Source organism: Apilactobacillus xinyiensis (genome assembly GCF_019656235.1).
GTDB classification, from domain to species: Bacteria; Bacillota; Bacilli; order Lactobacillales; family Lactobacillaceae; genus Apilactobacillus; species Apilactobacillus xinyiensis.
This window is the reverse complement of record NZ_BPLL01000005.1, coordinates 1-20,871: the sequence shown is the minus strand read 5'-3', so window position 1 is coordinate 20,871 and position 20,871 is coordinate 1. Positions and strand designations below refer to the sequence as shown.

At 30.5% G+C, this 20,871-nt stretch carries 20 protein-coding genes and 1 pseudogene; 2 read left to right on the top strand and 19 right to left on the bottom strand.

The features are described 5' to 3' along the window. Window positions 1-149: 149 nt before the first annotated feature. From K5Q11_RS01985 to cdaA, 9 genes and pseudogenes are all read right to left on the bottom strand, one after another. Window positions 150-1,445, bottom strand: a complete 1,296-nt coding sequence (locus K5Q11_RS01985) for a peptidoglycan recognition protein family protein (protein WP_220751046.1) — start codon at window positions 1,443-1,445, stop codon at window positions 150-152. A 104-nt stretch (window positions 1,446-1,549) separates the two neighbouring features. Further along, window positions 1,550-1,858: a hypothetical protein gene (locus K5Q11_RS01980; protein WP_220751045.1), complete on the bottom strand. Its 309-nt coding sequence runs from the start codon at window positions 1,856-1,858 to the stop codon at window positions 1,550-1,552. Between the two features lie 153 nt (window positions 1,859-2,011). Beyond that, window positions 2,012-3,049: pseudogene (locus K5Q11_RS01975) on the bottom strand (ABC transporter ATP-binding protein); the annotation flags it as partial. 77 nt (window positions 3,050-3,126) lie between these two features. Continuing rightward, on the bottom strand, window positions 3,127-4,635 hold the full coding sequence (locus tag K5Q11_RS01970; protein ID WP_220751043.1) for a glycoside hydrolase family 73 protein: 1,509 nt from the start codon (window positions 4,633-4,635) through the stop codon (window positions 3,127-3,129). 113 nt (window positions 4,636-4,748) lie between these two features. Beyond that, on the bottom strand, window positions 4,749-4,871 hold the full coding sequence (locus tag K5Q11_RS07530) for a hypothetical protein (RefSeq protein ID WP_282575948.1): 123 nt from the start codon (window positions 4,869-4,871) through the stop codon (window positions 4,749-4,751). 52 nt (window positions 4,872-4,923) lie between these two features. Then, the gene (gene glmS, locus K5Q11_RS01965) at window positions 4,924-6,738 is read right to left on the bottom strand and encodes a glutamine--fructose-6-phosphate transaminase (isomerizing) (protein ID WP_220751057.1); all 1,815 of its coding nucleotides are present in this window, start codon (window positions 6,736-6,738) and stop codon (window positions 4,924-4,926) included. 179 nt (window positions 6,739-6,917) lie between these two features. Then, window positions 6,918-8,270, bottom strand: a complete 1,353-nt coding sequence (gene glmM, locus K5Q11_RS01960) for a phosphoglucosamine mutase (protein WP_220751042.1) — start codon at window positions 8,268-8,270, stop codon at window positions 6,918-6,920. A gap of 24 nt (window positions 8,271-8,294) precedes the next feature. Beyond that, the gene (locus tag K5Q11_RS01955) at window positions 8,295-9,260 is read right to left on the bottom strand and encodes a CdaR family protein (RefSeq protein ID WP_220727892.1); all 966 of its coding nucleotides are present in this window, start codon (window positions 9,258-9,260) and stop codon (window positions 8,295-8,297) included. Next, the gene (gene cdaA, locus K5Q11_RS01950; protein ID WP_220727893.1) at window positions 9,253-10,098 is read right to left on the bottom strand and encodes a diadenylate cyclase CdaA; all 846 of its coding nucleotides are present in this window, start codon (window positions 10,096-10,098) and stop codon (window positions 9,253-9,255) included. The genes K5Q11_RS01955 and cdaA overlap by 8 nt, the downstream gene beginning before the upstream one ends. A gap of 179 nt (window positions 10,099-10,277) precedes the next feature. Here cdaA and K5Q11_RS01945 point away from each other — a divergent pair, with 179 nt between their 5' ends. Further along, entirely contained in the window at window positions 10,278-10,931 is a 654-nt protein-coding gene (locus K5Q11_RS01945; RefSeq protein WP_220751041.1) for a DUF1361 domain-containing protein, read from the top strand. 24 nt (window positions 10,932-10,955) lie between these two features. On the opposite strand, the gene K5Q11_RS01940 is transcribed toward K5Q11_RS01945, so the two are convergent. Both K5Q11_RS01940 and murB read right to left on the bottom strand, forming a co-directional pair. Continuing rightward, the gene (locus K5Q11_RS01940; RefSeq protein ID WP_220751040.1) at window positions 10,956-12,965 is read right to left on the bottom strand and encodes a Na+/H+ antiporter; all 2,010 of its coding nucleotides are present in this window, start codon (window positions 12,963-12,965) and stop codon (window positions 10,956-10,958) included. Between the two features lie 19 nt (window positions 12,966-12,984). Further along, window positions 12,985-13,878 (bottom strand): UDP-N-acetylmuramate dehydrogenase, encoded by an 894-nt coding sequence (gene murB / locus K5Q11_RS01935; protein ID WP_220751039.1) that lies wholly within the window; start codon window positions 13,876-13,878, stop codon window positions 12,985-12,987. A 123-nt stretch (window positions 13,879-14,001) separates the two neighbouring features. Here murB and K5Q11_RS01930 point away from each other — a divergent pair, with 123 nt between their 5' ends. Next, window positions 14,002-14,538, top strand: a complete 537-nt coding sequence (locus K5Q11_RS01930; protein WP_220751038.1) for a 3'-5' exonuclease — start codon at window positions 14,002-14,004, stop codon at window positions 14,536-14,538. Between the two features lie 27 nt (window positions 14,539-14,565). On the opposite strand, the gene K5Q11_RS01925 is transcribed toward K5Q11_RS01930, so the two are convergent. The 8 genes from K5Q11_RS01925 to K5Q11_RS01890 form a co-directional block, all read right to left on the bottom strand. Further along, a complete protein-coding gene (locus K5Q11_RS01925) occupies window positions 14,566-15,087 on the bottom strand; it encodes a GNAT family N-acetyltransferase (RefSeq protein ID WP_220727898.1) in 522 nt (173 codons plus the stop codon). Next, complete coding sequence (gene tsaE, locus K5Q11_RS01920; protein WP_220727899.1) at window positions 15,087-15,554, bottom strand: tRNA (adenosine(37)-N6)-threonylcarbamoyltransferase complex ATPase subunit type 1 TsaE; 468 nt, start codon at window positions 15,552-15,554, stop codon at window positions 15,087-15,089. The genes K5Q11_RS01925 and tsaE overlap by 1 nt, the downstream gene beginning before the upstream one ends. Window positions 15,555-15,576: 22 nt before the next feature. Continuing rightward, entirely contained in the window at window positions 15,577-16,545 is a 969-nt protein-coding gene (pta, locus tag K5Q11_RS01915) for a phosphate acetyltransferase (protein WP_220751037.1), read from the bottom strand. A gap of 19 nt (window positions 16,546-16,564) precedes the next feature. Further along, the gene (locus tag K5Q11_RS01910; RefSeq protein WP_220751036.1) at window positions 16,565-17,251 is read right to left on the bottom strand and encodes a uracil-DNA glycosylase; all 687 of its coding nucleotides are present in this window, start codon (window positions 17,249-17,251) and stop codon (window positions 16,565-16,567) included. 87 nt (window positions 17,252-17,338) lie between these two features. Continuing rightward, window positions 17,339-17,815 (bottom strand): SsrA-binding protein SmpB, encoded by a 477-nt coding sequence (smpB, locus tag K5Q11_RS01905; RefSeq protein ID WP_220751035.1) that lies wholly within the window; start codon window positions 17,813-17,815, stop codon window positions 17,339-17,341. Between the two features lie 20 nt (window positions 17,816-17,835). Further along, window positions 17,836-20,136 carry a ribonuclease R gene (gene rnr / locus K5Q11_RS01900; RefSeq protein ID WP_220751034.1) on the bottom strand — a complete coding sequence of 767 codons (2,301 nt, stop codon included), beginning with the start codon at window positions 20,134-20,136 and terminating at the stop codon, window positions 17,836-17,838. 83 nt (window positions 20,137-20,219) lie between these two features. Then, complete coding sequence (gene secG, locus K5Q11_RS01895) at window positions 20,220-20,456, bottom strand: preprotein translocase subunit SecG (RefSeq protein WP_220727904.1); 237 nt, start codon at window positions 20,454-20,456, stop codon at window positions 20,220-20,222. Window positions 20,457-20,602: 146 nt separating this feature from the next. Next, the coding region (locus K5Q11_RS01890) for a hypothetical protein (protein ID WP_220751033.1) at window positions 20,603-20,871 on the bottom strand (269 nt) is incomplete at its 5' end.

Sequence of the window (20,871 nt, the reverse complement as noted above, 5' to 3'; positions counted from 1 at the left end):
ATAATAAAACGTACATACATTAGGAATTGTTTAATTCTACCGAATAATCTTAATTTATTAGTATTCTCGCTATTATTTTTTAGAAGAACATTCGGACACATAAAAAAGAACATGCTTAAAGCATGTTCTTTTTGTTTTACATAACGATTTTATTTAACAAAGGCATCTTCATTAACCCAATAATGATTGTTATCGATTGATACTTTATACCAAACATTATTTTTACCACTATTATCATTCACAGTAGCTTTTTGCACCACATTCACGCTATGACCTAATAAACTAGCATTGTTCATTTTTTCATTGGATAAATATTTAGAATTAGGAATATTATCGTACATTGAATGTTCAATTCCGTTAAAAGTCATTGTATCATTACTATTACTATACTGTACCGCACTAAAATTTAATGCACTTTCTGGAACCCAGTAAGTTTTAGCATTAACGTTATCAGAAAGCTTAATTCGATACCAAACACTATGATTTTTATTGTGGATAGCACGATTATTGACATAAACTGTTTGCTCAGCTCTAACACCTAATTTTTTCCATTTATAACTAACAGTCTTATAACCGGCATTTTTCACATGATTATAAATACCATATTTAGCGTAATTATAACTTAATTTAGCAACATCTTTGCCCGAACCGTCATTATATGTAACACCGTTTACAACATTGCTACTATTACTGCTAGATGAAGAGATAGATTTATCTTCAACATTATTATCAGTAGAACCATTATTATTGTTAGTAGAATTATTAGTAGAAGCATTATTATAATAGTGTTTTACTAAACTAAAAAATTCAGACATAGTATATGCTTTGCCAAAAAACTTCTTGCCATTATTTTTGTAATATCCAATTGGGTCCGTATGATTAGATCCACCTAAATGTTTTGCTACTGACTTATGAGACCAAACAGTTCCCTTACCAGTGCTTTCTGCACTAACAGCAGGTAAATTATATTTGTGTAGTAAATAAGCTGTATAGTAAGCTGAATTATTTACCTCTTTAGCAAATGCCTTTTTGCTATGCACTTCAATTTGTTCAAATTGAATAAACCTAGCGTTTCCTGGATAACCTACACCCCATGATAAATAGTTAGTATTAGCAATATTAATTATTCTTTTATCATCAACAAAAGAGTGTACAAAAGCATTTTTCCAATGTTTTTTCATATATGCTATTTCACTATATATATTAGAGTGTGGATTAGCAGTTTCATGAATAACTACTCCTTTAGGTTTACCACCTGAATACTTATAATGTGGAAATCCGCTCCAAATATCGTTAGTTATTTTAGCAGGTTTAATGTTATTTTTGTATACATAATGATTTAAAGATGCTGCATTAACAGAATTAATACCTATTATAGTAAATACTAAAAATGAAAAGATTGCTGTTAAAGTAACTATCCATTTTTTATTAATTTTTTTAATCATAATAACCCTCTTATTTTTATAGCTAGTCTAATTAACTTCTAAATAAATAGTAACATTTAATAGTTACAAATGTATTTACGAAACATTACACTTATTTACAAATACTAACCAATATGATTCTCATTTAAAATCATTTTTACCTCGTTTTGCATTGCTGGCGTCTTTTTCCAGACTTCAAATTTAGTTAAGTTTTCATCTGGCATTTCAAAATTTTCGTTAATGTATTTTTCATAATTAGCAACATGTACTGAATGTGGAATATTCAATTGTAGAATTCTTACTTGCTTAATTAATCCACGTTCAGCAGCTAATTCTGCTCGTCCATTTTGTACCATATTGCTTATTTCCATATATTTAGTACCGTCATTTAAAGTTATTTCTTCAATCAAATCTAATTTTTCTTCATTTTTCATAATACAAAATCTCCTCAAAGTAAAAAAATCCGTTTTAATCAACGGATTTTATTTTTTAGATGTATTAACATTTTCTTTAGCATGCTTATGTGTATGTGCTTTTTTAACTTTAGCTTGTTTTTCTAATTTCTTAGGCAATTTTAATTTTTTAGTTGGATGCACAATTGATTTAGGATGTTCTACAACGTGTTTTAATGAATGACCTGAAACATTTAATAAGCAAAAGAAAACAGTTAAAAACGCTACCAACCAAGTTATTAATTTAGTTGATATTGACATTTTTTCGCTAATAACTGAACCAAATAAGCGTTTTTTAACATTATTTTCAGCAACATGTTCATCATGACCATTTTGCTTTTCTTCTTCAATTAGATTTTTTTGATACTGGTTAATATCAAATTCTTTTTGGATATCTTTTTGCTTTTTCTCAAAATCTTTTTTATCTTTTTTAGATAAAGATTTAAACCAAGCAATAAATTCACGATACTTAGTTAAAACTTCTTTAGTTGGACCAATCGCCCTTAATTTACCGTAATTAATCCATGCAACACGATCACATAGAAATTCAATCTGACGTAAAGAATGGCTAACAAAAACAATTGTTTTGCCTTCTTTTTTAAAATCAGATATTTTATCAACACATTTTTGATAAAAAGTATCATCACCGACAGATAGAGCTTCATCGATAATCAAAATATCTGGTTTTATATGCACAGCAATTGAAAAACCTAGTCTAGATTTCATACCACTAGAATAACTCTTAACTGGTTGGTCGACAAAATCACCAATATCAGCAAAAGCAATGATATCTTGCATCATATCGTCAATTTCTTCATTGGTAAGACCTTGCATTAAAGACTTCAATCTAATATTTTCTCTACCAGTTAAATTTTTACGTAATCCCGCATTAATTGCAACAATCGAAGTATCTCCTTTTACATCGACAGTTCCTGTAGTTTGTGGAATAATTCCAGAAATTATGTTAGAAATAGTTGATTTACCAGAACCGTTAACTCCAATTAAACCTAAAGTTTCACCTGGTTTAACTTCAAATGACACTCCCATTAAAGACCAAAAATGTGGAACGTTTGTCTTTAGAGAAAAAAATGACTTTAATTTATCAGTTTGTGTTTTAAATAAATCATATTCTTTGGTTACGTTTTCAACTTTTATTTTGTAATCTTTAGACATTTCAATACTTCCTATAAATTATTTCAATTTAATAATTATAAAACTAATGACTTATTATATCAAATTAATATATAACATTATTGAGCAAATGCTTGTGATGATATCCAGTAACTTTTATTATTTAAAAAGATTCGATACCAAACAGTTGCGTATTTAACCCTAACTCCCTTTAAGTCGTAGCTAACTACTTTATCGGTTAAATTAATTCCATTCCAATTTTGTTTAATTTCATTCTTATTGGTGCCAGGAATATGATTATAAAGTTTAAATTTTTTGTAATTAGAAGACAATGTTTTAGTTCCGTTTTCAGGATAATATTTAGCATTCTTTTCAGTATTAATTAATCCATTAGAATCAATCCAAACTTTACCATAACCTTTAACATTAATACGGTACCATGTAGCCTTCATACCATTAATATAGAAAGTAGCTTCCATATCAGCAAAAACTTTCTTTACTTGAAAGTTAATTGATGAATCAATTTTCATAGCCATTTTATTATAACTATAGACATGATTATAAGCATCACGTGGATTAAATTTATCTAAAATAAATTGTTTATTAACTTTTTGATAGTTTATTTTAGGAAAAACTACTGCTTTATTATAAACCCAATACTTTTTAGTAGATTTGCCTTCGTGTAAATCTAATCGATACCAGATTGAATTTTTACCATTATGATTTTGAACTGCCATTAAGTCAACATTAACAATGTTACCAGCTCTTAAATTAGAAAACCATTTATACTTAGTTACTTTTTTACGCGTATCTTTTACATGATTATAAAGATTATATTTACTAAAATTATTAGATAGAGTTACTGATATAGGATGACTACCGCTAAAGTAAGTAGCTGTTGCTAAAGTGTTTTTTTGAACTGGTTGTTTAGGTTTATTCTGAGCAGAATTATTGTTATTTGAACTACTATTTTGATTATTATTAGATGAATTATCATTTTTAGAGTTATTATTCTGATCATTATTAGATGAACTATTATTCTGTGAACTATTATTTGATGAATTATTATCAAACGTGAAAAGAGCATTATCATTAATTAGTTTAATCAATTTAAAAGAATAATTAGGATCAGTCGCGTATCCATCTTGAACCAAGTTTTGAGCAGCAATTTGATAAGTTCCAGCTACTGAACGATGAACATTACTATATCTAGGAGTATTTAAAAAAGTAGCGTAATCCTGTAAACTTTCTGCAGAGCTAGGATACTTCCTAAAGTTAGCGGTGGTATTATAAGCACCGTTACTACCATATTCACTAGTATTCATACTGGTACTTTGTCCTTGATAATTCCCTTTAATACCAAAATAATTGTTAGCATTTACAGCTAAAGAACTAGTCCCATATCCACTTTCCAACGCAGCCTGTGCCATCATAATTGATGGAAACAAATCGTTTTTGTTCGCAATAGATACAGCACTATCTTTTATACTATTAAAAAAAGTAGCTTGATAAGGTTGAGCATTACTAAAGCTGTTACCATTAGATGTATTATTTTGATTATTATCAGCTAAAGTGGTAACACTTGTTATAAATAATACTGATAAAATAGATAATAAGGTATATTTCATAAATTTTCTATACATAATTTAATAATTTTCGCTCCCAAATATAAGTATAATTATAAATTTAAGCATACCATAATATTATTAAATTTTATTTAAAATCATGTAAAATATAAGAATTATCTTTTAATTCCACGACGATTAGCACTTAAATTGTTCTGTTGATTTTTAAACTTTTCCCATGTCTGTTCTTTACGTTTTTTACTACTTTGATTATTTTTATGCTTTTTAGTAAATTTCATAATTACATCTCCAAATTAAAAAGCCCTCAACGAGGACTTTTATTTTTATATTCTATTCTACTGTAACACTTTTTGCTAGATTACGAGGCTTATCTACGTCTAATCCTTTATTTAGACTAGTGTAATAAGCAAGCAATTGAGCAGGAATAACGCTTAATAATGGAGCAAGTAACTCATCAACAGTTGGAATAATAATATCATCGTCTTCTCGAGATAGTTCATCACTAACTATTGTGATCTTTTGAGCTCCTCTAGACATAGTTTCTTGCAAATTAGATCTAGTTAAACTTGCTGTGTTAGCTTGGGTAATCAAACCTACAACTGGTGTTCCATCTTCAATTAAAGCGATAGTTCCATGCTTCAATTCGCCAGATGCAAAACCTTCTGCTTGAATATAAGAAATTTCTTTTAATTTCAATGCAGCTTCTAAAGAAACAAAGTAATCAGTACCTCTACCAATATAGAATGATTGCTTAGCATTTACAAAATATTTTTTAGATAATTCATCAATTGTTTCTTTTTCATCTACAATGGATTGCATTCCAGTTGCTACTAAACCTAATTGTTGTTTTACATCAAATTTTTTAGCAAAGTCAATATCTTTAAATTCACCTAAACTCTTAGCTAAAATAGCTTCTAAAGCAATTTGAGCCGTATAAGCTTTAGTAGAAGCTACTGATATTTCTGGACCAGCTTCAAGTAGTAATGTAAATGTTGCTTCTCTAGAAAGAGTAGAGTTCTCTACATTAGTAATTGTTAAACTTGGAAATTCTTTTTTATTAACATTAACCAATACTTCACGGCTATCAGCAGTTTCACCACTTTGTGATAGGAAGATAAAGAATGGATTATCTGAAATGATTGGTTGATTGTAAGCAAATTCAGATGAAACATGCACTTCAGTTGGTACATTAACTAATTTTTCAAATAAGTTTTTACCAACTAATCCAGCATGGTAACTAGTACCTGCTCCTACAATGTATAAACGATCAGCTTTTTGCATTGTTTCTAATAATTTTTTATCAAAAACCGGATTACCGTTTTCGTCTAAGTATTTAGCTGACAATTTACGCATAACGTTAGGTTGTTCATCAATTTCTTTTAGCATGTAGTAAGGATAAACATCCTTTTCAGTTTCACTAGCATCAGTATCAACATGGAAAGTATCTCTTTTAACAACATTGCCATTTTGATCTTCAATTGTTACTGATTCTGGTTTGACGGTAACTACTTCACCATCTTTTAACTCTAAGAAATCATGTGTAACATCTAACATAGCTAGCGAATCTGAACAAACTACATTACAATCTTTACCCACACCTACTAATAATGGGCTTTTGTTCTTAGCAACAAACAAAGTATCTGGTTGTTCACGATCCATTAACATGAAACCATATGATCCTTGCATTAAAGAAATCATTTTTAAGAAAGCGGATTTGGTATCCATTGCCTTATTAACAACGAAATAATCAATCAATTGAACCGCAACTTCAGTATCAGTTTGTGATACAAATTTAAAATCACTTAAGTATGTTGATTTTAATTCTTCAAAATTTTCAATAACACCATTGTGTACAAGATAAAAACGATTATCTTGAGAAAATTGTGGATGAGCATTTTCAACAGTAACTCCACCGTGAGTTGCCCATCGAGTATGTCCAATCCCAGTTGATCCATGAACATCATCAGTAATGGCTGCCTTTAAGTTAGCGATTGATCCAGTTCTTTTTACTAGATAATCTTTACCATTTTGGTCATTAACGTAGATTCCAGTTGAGTCATATCCACGATATTCTAATTTTTGTAATCCATTAACTAAAATACTAGTAGCATTTTCATTACCAGTAATTCCAACTATTCCACACATATTATTGTTTCCTTTCAATTCAATTAAGAAATTGGTATATACAATATATTATTAACTCAAAATATACTTTACAAGTTTTTATTATATATGTCAATATAATTAGTCATAATTGGTATACTTTAATATAAAAAATAAAAAAATCATTGATTATTTAAAAATAACCAATGATTATAAGGATTTTATTCAACTCCGACTTCCGCTTTTACCACATCAGCAATTTCATTGGTATACTTATCAACCAATTCCTTAGTTGGTGCTTCAGTCATAACTCTTAGCAATGGTTCGGTTCCACTAGGTCTAACTAGAACTCTTCCATCACCATTCATATCTTTTTCAACTTTTTGGATAACTTCAGTAACTTTTTCGTTATTTAAAGCTGCTGTTTTATCACTAACTTTTACATTAATTAGTTTTTGAGGATAAGTTTTAACGTCAGCTGCTAATTCAGATAATGTTTTTCCTGTATCTTTCATAACATGCATAACTTGTAAACTGGTTAATAATCCATCACCAGTAGTGTTGAAATCTAGGAATACAATATGACCAGATTGTTCTCCACCCAAGTTATATCCATCTTTATTCATTTCTTCAACTACATAACGATCACCAACTTTGGTTTGAACGTTAGTTAATCCATGGGCTTCCATCGCTTTATACATTCCTAAATTACTCATCACAGTAGTAACAATTGTGTCTTGTTTTAGACGACCGTGTTCTGACATATATTTACCACAAATATACATCAAGACATCCCCATTGATTAAATTGCCTTTTTCATCAACCGCAATACAACGATCACCATCACCATCAAATGCAAAACCAACTTCAGCGTTATTTTCAACAACAAACTCTTGTAATTTTTCTGGATGAGTAGAACCCACTCCATCATTAATGTTCAATCCATTAGGCATGGTTGCCATTGTTTCAAAATCGATACCCAAATCAGCATATAATCTTGAAACTAGATTACTAGTTGCACCATTAGCTGAGTCTATACATATTTTCATATCTGATAAATCATCTGGAATAGTTTGTTCTAAGAAACGAATATATTTTTGACTACCTTCAGAATAGTCATCCACAGTACCTAGTCCATTAGCAATTGGTCTAGGCAAGTCGTCAGTATCATTTTCTAATATTTCTTCAATTTCTTCTTCTAATGAGTCAGATAGTTTATATCCATCTGAACCAAAGAATTTAATTCCATTATATTCAACTGGATTATGTGAAGCAGTAATCATAACACCTGCTGAAGCATCTTGTGTTCTAACTAAATATGCAACTCCTGGAGTAGTAATTACACCCAACTGTAATACTTCAATTCCTGCTGATAACAATCCTGCAATTAAAGCTTCTTCTAGCATTTGACCAGAAATCCTAGTATCTCTAGCAACTAAAACTTGTGGTTGTTTATCTGACTCAGCATGTTTAGTTAATACGTATCCACCAGCTCGACCACATTTAAAAGCTAATTCTGGACTTAAATCTTTATTAGCAATACCACGTACTCCGTCTGTACCAAAATACTTCATACTTTATTCCCCACTTTTTTCAAATTATTTAACATTTATATTGATTTTAACTTTTTCTGGATCAAATCCATTGTATCCATCTAATAACTTACTTAATTGCACGGTTTTAGATGTATCAGATTTAACATCAGCTACATCAATTGGAACAGTTATATCTTTAATTCCAGATAGCTGTTTCTCACTACCAAAAACTTTAACTGATGAAACATCAGAAGATATAGAATAAGTTTTATTTGAATCAGTATGTTCCGCTTTAAATTTTAAACTTACTTTTTTGTTATTTCCACTACTAATTGGTAAGTCTACTGCCGTCGTTGATGGCGTTAAAATAACATTAACTGTTTTACCATCTGAATCCAAAGCCTCAACGATAGCAGAAGCGCTGACGGTTTCTTTAGCATTTTGTGGAATACTTAATCTAGCCACAACGCTAGATATTTTATTAATTTCATTTTCAGCTCCAGTAGCTTTAACAGACTGTGTACCTAAAATAGGCGTGCCTGCATGATAACCATCAGCGATATTCTTTTTATCAAATTTAGCGTGAACTGAAAAAGTTTTAGTGCTACGTTTTTGTACTTCTACGTTAATATATGCAGGATTAATACTATATTTAATTTCATTATTTAATCCTTCTTCATACAACTTAACTCTGTGCTTTCCCACTTTTAAATTAGAAAGGTTAGCATATACTTTAAAATTTTGTGTATTAACAGTAGTAATAACCAAAGCTGCTGGACCAGATAATTTAACTGAAACTTTTTCTGGATAGCCTGTAACAAAATATTTGTTACTGTTTAAATTAAGTTGTAGTGGCACTGAAATAGTTTCATGCTTATTAGATGACAACTGCGTAATTTTAGAGTCTGTATAATTTTGGTTATAACTACCATTTAAAAATTTAGACTGATTTACATATAAAAATAGTAAAAGCGCAAAAACCAAAGCTAACAACCTGTAAAACCATGGACTATTAAAAAACTTATTCATCGTGCTTACCTCCGTTCTTAAACTTATTAAAAGTATTCAAAAAGAGGTTAATTAAACTATTATTAATAGGTCTTTGTTCCTTAATGAACTGATCTTTTAAAAATTTCAAGTAATCTTGACGAGTTAAGCCACGGATTAATTCATTATCTTTAGTAATGGATACTTCCCCAGTTTCCTCAGAAATAACAATAGTTAAAGCATCTGTTACTTCAGAAATTCCCACTGCAGCACGATGTCTAGTTCCTAACTCTTTAGGAATCAAATTACTTTGTGACAAAGGAAGATATGCAGCTGCCACTGCTAAACGATTATTTTTAATAATAACCGCACCATCATGCAATGGAGTATTCGGTATAAAAGTATTAATAAGTAATTCACCAGTAATGTCTGCATCTAGTTTGATACCAGTTTCGATGTAATCTTCCAAACCTGTATCCATTTGAATCGTCATTAAAGCACCGATCCTTCGTTTTGACATATACTGAATCGCTTTATCTAACGACTTAATCATTTTTTCATTAGATTCATTTTGATTTTGGTTATGTCTAATCAATGAACCCCTACCTAAATGTTCAAGCCCTCTTCTAATTTCAGGTTGAAAAATAACAATAATCGCAATAACTCCCCAGTTAATAACTTGATCAGTTATCCATGATACTGAGGACAACCCAAGTACAATACTAATTATTTTAAATATCGCAATGACTAATATTCCTCTAAATAATTGTACTGCCTTAGTTCCTTTCAAAAGGATAATAACCTCATAAATTATAAACCAAACAACAAAGATATCTAAAATGTTACTTGGTGTGATTAAATTACCCCAGTTCAATCCCATTTTATAACCTCCAATAACAATTCAACCTAATTATATCACGACGAGTACTAGTTTGATTATCAATAAAAAGATTCCTATTATATTATTTATTTAAAATATTAAAAATAATGTGTGTTTTCAGTTCAAATAATGGTATTTTCAAGTTAAAATTAATATAAGTAATATTAAGGGGAATTAACATGTATAAATCAACAAATTGGCAAATAAGAATATTTTTTATATTATGGTTAATATTTTTATATTTTAATATAAAACAACCATTCAGTTTTTTACTACTAAATACTCTACTAGGATATATCCCCATTGAGTTAAGTTTAGAGTTGGACAACGAACATATTAAAAACAGTTGGTTAACTTGGCCTATTTTTATGATATGGCTTGTATTTTATCCAAACGTTCCATATCTATTAACAGACCTATTTCATTTAGAACAATTATATCCATATGTGCAAGGTAATCTTAGATTAGATTCCACTATGTGGTTTAATTATGCATGTTTAATGATTACCGTAATTGCTTGTTTAATTTTAGGTTGTTACAGCCTATTTAAGGTAACTAATACATTGGCATACAAATTAAACATAAAGAGCAAAATAAGTAAAATATCAATTTTAATTATTTTAACTTTTATATCATCAGTTGGTATTTTTATTGGTAGATTCCTAAGATTGCATACCGTATACATTATGCTATCACCAAAGGTGGTAATTAAACAGCTGTTGACTATGTGGTCTCCGGCAATGATAAAATTTGTAATCATTATGATGATAATTCAAATTTTTACGTGTTGGATTATGGTACTGATTTATCAAAATATTAAAAATAGTAAATAAAAAAAGAGGCCTAAGCCTCTTTTTTTATTCTTCTGATGAATAAAGTTCAACATTTTCTAGATAATTAATTTCCTGTCTTAAATCTGAAGCTGTATTCCAACTGATTTTACCGTCCTCAAACAATGACTGTATAGTTTTTCTTTGAGCCCCAAAAGCCTTAATTTGTAACTTACGATATTGTTCATCGTAATTAAATTTATTGTTATTGTTTTTAACTAAATAAGCTAAGTTTTCATATTCTAAAATAATTTGTCTAACCAAATCTTTATTGCTAGAAAATGATGATTCTCTTAATTCTTTAATTGTGTAATTAAAAACTAAGGCTAATGCACTATTTAATTCTTTTACAGTTTTGTCATTTTCATTTTGTTTAAAAATCCAGACTTTAAGCGTTTGATAAGCAGATTTCCATTCCAATGCATAACTAAAACGGTCAAATTCAGACAAGACTTCAGATTCTCGATGATTAATTCTTTGTTCAATTTCATCGAAAACCACTTTACTAATATGATGATTATTCAACATATTTTTAGCTACTTTACGTTCCAAATCAATTGCTTTTTCCCTAATCTTAACTTCTTCTTGTAAAAATTTTTCAGTTTGTTCATCATTATAAAGTTTCAAATTCAATTTCCGAATAGCGATTTGATATTGCCATATTAAAGAGTAAATAATATTTTTATTTACTTGATTCTTAGACTTATCAATATTGTTAATTGCTGCTCTTAATAAGTGAATTTTAGCTTTATCAACATTCCAAAAATCCTGCTTTTCGTATTTTACAGTATCTTTATTACTAGAAATCAGTGGCAAAATAATTACTGCTGCAATTAAGCTACATACAATTACTCCTGAAGCAATAAAAGTAATTAAATCACGATCTGGGAAAGCCTTACCAGCACTAGTTAACATTGGTACTGATAAAACCCCAGCCATTGTAATTGCACCTCTCACTCCAGAAAAACCAACAATCGTTGCAACTCTAAGGTCAATATCCAATGGACTCTTGCCACTAAATAAGTTACTAAAGAATTGATATCCAGTAATCCAAACAATTCTGATGATTAATAATACTAGCCAAGTAATTACTGCGTACATAATAGACTGTAAAGTATTAAACTTAAGACTTTTAATTACCGCTTCTGTAGCGAATGGTAATTCAATTCCTAAGATTAAGAACACAATCCCATTTAAAATGTATATAATGATATCCCAAGTTTTTTCATTAATTAAAATTAACTCTGGAGATAAAGCTTGTTTGGTTGAGTTTTTCATATGCAAAACAATCCCAGCAGTTACCACTGCAATTACTCCTGAAGCATGAAAAACTTCTTCAGATAGCATATAAATAGAAAAAGGTGCAATAATTTGTAAAACAACGTTAAAAATGACGTTTTTAATCCCTTTGCGATATAAAAACTTACGTACGGAAGTAATTACTAACATCGTTAAAATACCAATAATTGCTCCCATGATACTAGTGTATACAAAGTCTCCAGCAGCTTTGAAAATAGAAAAGTATCCAGTAACAGTAGCTGCAACCGCATACTTAAATGCAATCAAACCACTAGCATCATTAATTAAACTTTCACCATTCACTAAGTGCAAAATATTTGATGGTAAATTAGCCTTACTAGCAATTGATTGAACTGCAACTGGATCAGTTGGTGATAAAATAGCTGCTAATGCAAAACTAACCGATAAAGGCATAGATGGAATCAATTTATAGATTAAGAAACCACCAACAATCGTTGTTAAAAACACTAAAACAATTGCATTACCAAAAATTGGCATTTTAAGTTCCCAAAGTTCTTTCTTAGGAAAACGTCGACCATCATTAAACAATAACGGCGCAATAAACAACAATAAGAACCAATCTGTACTTAACGGAATTTGAAAATTAGTAAACAACGCCAATCCGCATCCTAAAATAACTTGAATCAGACTAGCAGGTATTGCCGGAATGTAATGATTAATTACATTGGAAAATAATAATATTCCGATTAATAACAAAATGACCTCGATAACTTCCATTCAGAAATCTCTCCTTTTGTTAGTCTTCTCCTATTATTTTAACCTCAGTCTCTAAATGAATTTTATTGTTTTTATAAACTGTAGATTGAACATGCTTAATTACATCTAGATAATCTGTAGCCGTCGCATGGTCAACATTAACAATAAAGCCAGCATGTTTAGTTGAAACTTGTGCTCCACCAAGTTGAAATCCTTGTAAACCAGCATCATGAATTAATTTGCCAGCAAAATGACCCTCTGGACGTTTAAAGACACTACCACATGATGGTAAGTTCAAAGGTTGCTTAGAAAAACGTAACGCATTAAAATGATCCATTCGATTTTGAATTAAATTTTCATCGTCGGACTTTAAAACAAACGTAGCAGCCAGAACAATATACTTTTTATCTTGAATTAAACTATGGCGATATCCAAAATTCATCTCTGCATTTGATAGGTCTTTAATTGAACCATTTTCATCAATAATTTTTACAGATTCAATAACCTGAGCAGTTTCACCACCGTAAGCTCCAGCATTCATATATACTGCACCACCAACACTACCAGGAATTCCAGCAGCAAATTCCAAGCCTGATAAAGCATGCTTTTGCGCAAAAATTGAGGCGTCTATATAAGCGGCACCAGCTCCAGCAACAAAACTGTTATCGCTAATTTTCTTAATTTCTTTAATATCACGTAAAATCATAACGATTCCACGAATTCCGCCATCTTTAATAATTAAATTGCTAGCATTACCAATAATGGTTAAAGGAACATTATTTTTGTTAGCATATTTACTAATTAAACTTACATCATCTAATGTTTCAGGAAATGCAACTAAGTCAGCACACCCACCAGTCTTAGTATAGGTGAAATTTGACAATGGTTCATTTCGTAAAAACTTTACATTGAGCTTCTTAGTGATATCTTCCATGAGACTACATCCTTAATTAAAATAATAATATAACTATATTTTACCATGTAAATAATTGAATCAATAGCGTGCTATACTAATTATAAGATAATTATAAACATTACAATAGATTTGGAGGAAATAATGAATTTTATTGCAATTGATTTTGAAACCGCAGCAAGTAAAAGAGCGAGCGCTTGTTCTGTTGCACTAATTGTTGTTAGAAATAACAAAGTAGTTGACGAATTTTATTCGTTAATCAATCCTGAAGTCGATTTTAATTGGCGTAACATAAAAGTTCATGGAATCCATGAAAAAGATGTACAAGATGCACCCACTTTTCCAGAAATTTGGTCCCATTTAAAAAATTTTTTTAATAGCAATCAGCTAGTTATTGCACACAATGCATCATTTGATAATAGTGTAATAAAACAATCATTGATTAGATATAATCTAGAAATACCTAAATATTTAACCTTAGATACACTAAAAACTTCTAAAGAACTTTATCCAGACTTAACTAATCATAAATTAAACACGGTGTGTGATGCGCTTAATATTGAACTAAAGCATCATCATAATGCTTTAGACGATAGTCTAGCTTGCGCAAATATATTAATTAGTCAGTATAATAATTATGGTAAACAATTTGTTGAAAAATTTATAAAAATAAAAAAATAAAGCGTTTGAGTTATTAACTTAAACGCTTTATTTTTTTATTGAATAATGCATTTCATAAGTAGATTTAAGATTATTGTCCATCTTAATAAATCTTTTTTTAGACTGCTTAAAGCCCATTTTTTTATATAAGTGAACAGCTGCAAAATTATCTTTTTTTACAATTAGATAAAAATCATTGAGATTGCTATAAGTAGCTCCCCAATAAACACTTTCCTCAATTAGGGCTGTAGCTATACCTTGATTCCAATAGTTTTTTAAAACTGCTACCCCTAATTCACCACATTGAGTATCATTAATTTGTTGAATCGTAACTAAACCAATAATTTTATCTATTCCTTTATCATTGTGAAGCTTAGCAATTAAAATAATGTTATCTCTAGTTTGATTAATCAACATTATTTGACGTTGCTGATCTTTAATACTAATTTGACTTAAAGAATGGTCGACTGTAAATGTATCCGATTCATTAGTTAACTGTTTTAATGCTTTTATCAAATTCTCAGCATCATTAGGTTCAGCTATGCAAATTGAAACTTCGTCTTCAGACATTATTTTACAATACTTTCTTTTAATATTTGTTCAAAATGATTCCCATGCGGCACAAAATCAATTTTGCGATAAGAATCACCTTCACTATCATCTCGATGAAAGACTATTTTTAAGTAGTTATCTGGTAGTTCATCTTCTACGAACTGTGACCATTCAATAACGTTAACTCCATCACCATTAAAATACTCATCAAGACCTAACTCATCACCACTACCATCATCTAATCGATAAACATCCATATGATAAAGCGGAATTCGACCATCTTGATATTCTCTAATAATTGTAAAAGTTGGACTCTTTATGTTTTTTTTAATACCTAAACCTTTAGCCAATCCCTTAGTGAAAGTAGTCTTACCAGCACCTAAATCACCATCTAATAGGATAACATCTTGGGGTTGTAAAAAAGGAGCTATGGCTTGACCATACTGCATTGTCTGTTCGGCATTGTTAACTTTCAATGATATCATTTAAAAAGTTCCTTTCAAGCAATTAATCAATAGATTGAACTGCAGTGATAATTGCAACATTATAAACATCTTCCGCATTGCAACCTCTAGATAAATCTGAAACTGGTTTAGCTAATCCCTGCAAAATAGGTCCAAAAGCTTCAAAACCACCCATTCTTTGAGCTATCTTATAGCCAATATTTCCTGATTGTAACTCAGGAAATACAAATACATTAGCATGGCCAGCTACTTTAGAATCAGGAGCTTTCTTTTCACCTACTGAAGGTACAAAAGCAGCATCAAATTGTAGTTCACCATCAGAAGGACAATCTAATTCTTGACGAGCTTTTTCAGCAGCAGTTTGTACCTTAGAAACCATTTCACCCTTTGCAGAACCTTTAGTAGAAAAACTCAAAAAGGCAACTTTAGGATCTAGATCAATCATTTTAGCGGTTTCAACACTTTGTTTAGCAACTTCCAACATTCCGTCAGCGTCTAATTCAATATTAATTGCGCAATCAGCAAATACATACTTTTCATTACCTTTTTGCATAATAAATGAACCAGAAATGCGACGATAACCTGGTTTAGTTTTTATTATTTGTAAAGCTGGTCTAACAGTATCTCCAGTGGCATGAGCAGCACCTGAGACCATTCCATCAGCTATACCCATGTAAACTAACATTGTACCAAAATAGTTGGCATCCTTAATCCATTCAGCTACCTGTTCACGAGTATTTTTATTTTTACGACGTTCATATAAAGCATCAATCATTGCATCTAATTTATCTTTAGGGTATTCATTGATATCAATAATAGAAACACCCTCTAATTCACTTGTACTAGCTTGATTAGTTATATCTTCTTTGGAACCTAACAAAATTGGTGTCATTAATTTTTCAGCAGCTAAGCGAACTGCAGCATCAATAATTCTTTTATCATTACCTTCTGGAAAAACAATTGTTTTTCCTTTGCCATTAATTTTTGCTTTCATTTCATCAAAAATATTCATAAATATACCCCTAACTTAATCACTTATTAATTTGTTCTGGTAATTGCCAATCAATTGGCTTTTCTCCTAATGCTTCTAGTGCTTCATTAGTTTTAGAAAATGGTTTTGAACCAAAAAAGCCTCGATGAGCTGATAATGGACTAGGATGAGCCGATTGAATGACTATATTAGTATCTGTATCAATTAATTTTATTTTATCACTAGCCGCCTTGCCCCATAAAATAAAAATAACTGGCATTTTACGAGCCGATAATTTTTGAATTGCTACATCAGTTAACTGTTCCCAACCTTTACCCTTATGAGAAAAAGCTTGGCCATTTCTAACGGTCAAAACTGAATTTAACAATAGAACGCCTTGCTTAGCCCATTTTTCCAAATAACCATGCTGTACCGGTTTAATTCCTAAATCATCATACAATTCTTTATAAATATTCCTTAAAGATGGTGGAATTTTAACACCTGGAAGCACAGAAAAGCTTAATCCATGAGCCTGATTGGGTTCATGATAAGGATCTTGACCTAAAATAACCACTTTAACTTTACTAAAGGGTGTCCAGTTGAATGTTTCAAAAATTTGATTAGCATTTGGGTGAATATAATTGTTGTTATATTCATCCACCAAAAATTTGCGTAAATTTTGATAATAATCCTTTTGAAATTCTGGTTCTAGTTGTTCCCACCAGTCGTTATGAATAAATTGTTGCATAGCTAAACACCTCAAATTAATTTTATCATAGTCTTAGATGTGATTACATTTTGTTAACTAAAAAAGGATTCCTAATATAGGAATCCTTTATTTATAGTGCTTTAAAACTCTTGAAATTTGACGATCTTGGTCACGACGTTTGATTGTTTCACGTTTATCGTATTCACGTTTACCTTCAGCAACACCTAATAAGACCTTAGCATAACCATGTTTTAAATAAACTTTTAAAGGAACTATCGTAATTCCCTTACCTTGAGTGTCGTTAGCAAGCCTCTTTATTTCTTGTTTATGCAACAATAATTTACGATTTCTTAATGGATCATGATTAAATTGATTACCTTGTGCATATTCACTAATATGCACATTCATTAAATAAGCTTCTCCATTGCGAATTTGTGCAAAACCATCTTTGAGATTTAATCTTCTAGCTCGTACTGATTTAATTTCAGTCCCCGTCAAAGCTACCCCAGCTTCATATGTTTGTAAAATATTATAATCATGTCGAGCTTTACGGTTCTGAGCCATTAGATTATCGTCTTTTGCTTTTTGTTTCTTTTTAGCCAAATTAAATCACCTCTAATTTATTATTTAGAACGAGAATGATTGGAATTCTTGCTATTTTTATTGTTATGACTAAACTTATTTGGTCGACGTGAACCACGATGACTTGAATGACCCTTTCCATGACGACCGTTATCTTTTCTTTCTGGTCTAAGTTTTGACAATGGTGCATCTTGAGGGTTAACAACTTCAAAATCAACTTCACTTTGTTCTACATTAACACCAACTAATTTAACCTTAATTGGTTGTCCAATGCGGTAAGTTCGATGCGTTCTTCTACCTACTAGTGCCATGAATTTATCAATATATTCATAATAGTCATCTTTCATTCGACTAATGTGTACTAGTCCCTCAACAGTGTTTGGTAACTCAATGAACATCCCAAACTTCATAACTGAACTAACAGTTGCTTCAAATTCTTCACCAATATGGTCTCCCATATATTCAGCTTTCTTCATTGCATCTGTATCACGTTCTGCATCAATTTCACGACGTTCACATTTAGATGAATGCGTAGCAATTTCTTCCAACAAGCTAGCATATTTAGATTTAGTTTTTTGATTAATTCCATTATCTTGATAATAGTGAATCAAACGATGCACCATTGTATCTGGATATCTTCGAATAGGCGAAGTAAAGTGCGTGTAGAATTGTGCTCCTAAACCAAAATGACCCAAAGATTGGTCAGTATACTTAGCTTGTTTTAAACTACGTAACATCATTACAGAAACTACAGCTTCTTCAGGCTTACCAGCAACTTTCTTTAACACATTTTGTAACATCTTAGGCTTAAGATGTTCTGGGTCTCCCTTAATATCAATACCAAAAACAGAAAGAAAGTCAAAGAATTTTTTAACTCTTTCACCATCTGGAGTTTCATGAACACGATAAATGAAAGGAGCATGTTTTTCAAAATAACTTTTAGCTACAGTTTCGTTAGCTGCCAACATAAAAGATTCAATCATACGTTCAGCTAATCCACGAACTCGTACTTTAATATCAATTGGATGACCATTTTTATCAACAATGATTTCTGCTTCATTATCATCAAAATCAATTGCCCCACGACGTTTACGTTGTTTATATAAAATGCGATGTAATTCACCCATTGTTTCAAACATTGGAACTAAGCGTTTGTATCTTTCCATCGTTTTTTCATCGTGTGATTCTAATATCTTATTCACATTAGTATAAGTCATTCTGGCAGTGGATTTCATAACACTTGGATGAATACGGTGCTTAACCACATTTCCAGTTGGTGTAATTTCCATTTCACAACTCATACATAATCTAAGTTGACCTTCATTCAAAGAACAAATTCCATTAGATAATCTTCTTGGTAACATTGGAATTACTCGATCAGTTAAATAAACTGATGTTCCACGTTTATAAGCTTCTTGATCTAACAAACTGCCTTCTTTTACATAATGACTAACATCAGCGATATGAACTCCTAAATGATAATTACCATTAGGTAGTTTCCATGCAGTAACCGCATCATCTAAATCTTTTGAAGCTTCACCATCAATTGTAACTAAATCTTGGTCAGTAATGTCTTCTCTACCAAGTTTATCTTTTTCAGAAATATGATCAGGAATGGCATCGGCTTCTTGAAGAACATCTTCAGGAAATTGTGATGGTATATCATGAGCATATACGATTTGTAAAATATCCATTCCGGGATCATCAACACTTCCGATAACTTGTTTTGCTATTCCAACCAAAGCTTCAGGATGTTCTGCACTAGGATATTCAGTTATTTCAGCAGTAACAACTTCACCTGGCGTAGGTGTTAATCCTACTTCAGTCACATAAAATTTAAAGTTACTAAGTTTCTTATCTTTGAGTTTTACTTGTCCATAGTAACCATTATCATCATCGGTCTTAAAAAATTCTCCAACAACTTGTTGATAACTTCTTTCAACAATATCAGTAATTTTAGCTTCTGGACCTTTATCTGAACCCTTTTCAGCTTTTCTAACAATTTTAATTGCAACTGTATCACCATTCATAGCATTCATGGTGTTATCTGGTGCAATAAAAGCATCAGATAAATTTTCATCATAAGCGACAAATCCAAATCCCTTAGGATTAGCATGGAAAATTCCTTGTAAAGAATTGTTCATACTAGATTTAAATTTTCCATCACTAGTGACAATGGACTTCTTTTCTCTTTCTAGCTCAGCCATAGACTGAACAATTAATTTAAAAGCATTTGATCCATGATAGCCTAATTCATCAGCTAACATTTCAACTGAAAAGCTTTTGTCGATATTATTATCTAAAACGGTTTGTAATTCTTCTTTTAAACTTTTTTCTATCAAAATTCATTCCTCATTATTATTATAAATTTTATGCCAAATTCATTAATATCAAAAAAACTCCTGTATTATTACAGGAGTTTTTTTTAATGTGAGGATAACCACACTAAAGCAAGTGCAGTTACAAAGAAAATAACTCCTAAAACAACAGTTACTTTCTGCATAAAAGCTTCAAATCCTCTTGGTTTTGCATGTGCAAATAAATCATCAGCGCCACCAGTTAATGAAGACATTGCATCATTAGTTTTAGCTGGTTGCATTAATACTGAAATTATAATTAACACAGAATCTATCCAAATAATACTCATTAAAAAATTATACAAGATAATTCCTCCTACCTAATAGCTCACTTAGGCTTACAACAACATATTTTACAATATAGTTTATCATATAAACTATTAAGTTCCAAATTCATTACTTAATATAATAACTCAAAATCTAAAACTATGCACATTAATTATACAAATAACTAACGTAATAATCTAATGATATATCTCATATAATTCAATGAATAATTTGAATTTTTGCATTTAGTCTTTAACTTACTAATATTTTTAAATTTATAGTTAAGAACTTCATTTGTTTTAACAAATAGTACATTATTATTTTGCAAATTAATATTTTTATAATTATAATATACAATTTTGTTTGTGGGTTCTGCGGGTTCTGCGGGTTCTGCGGGTTCTGCGGGTTCTGCGGGTTCTGCGGGTTCTGCGGGTTCTGCGGGTTCTGCGGGTT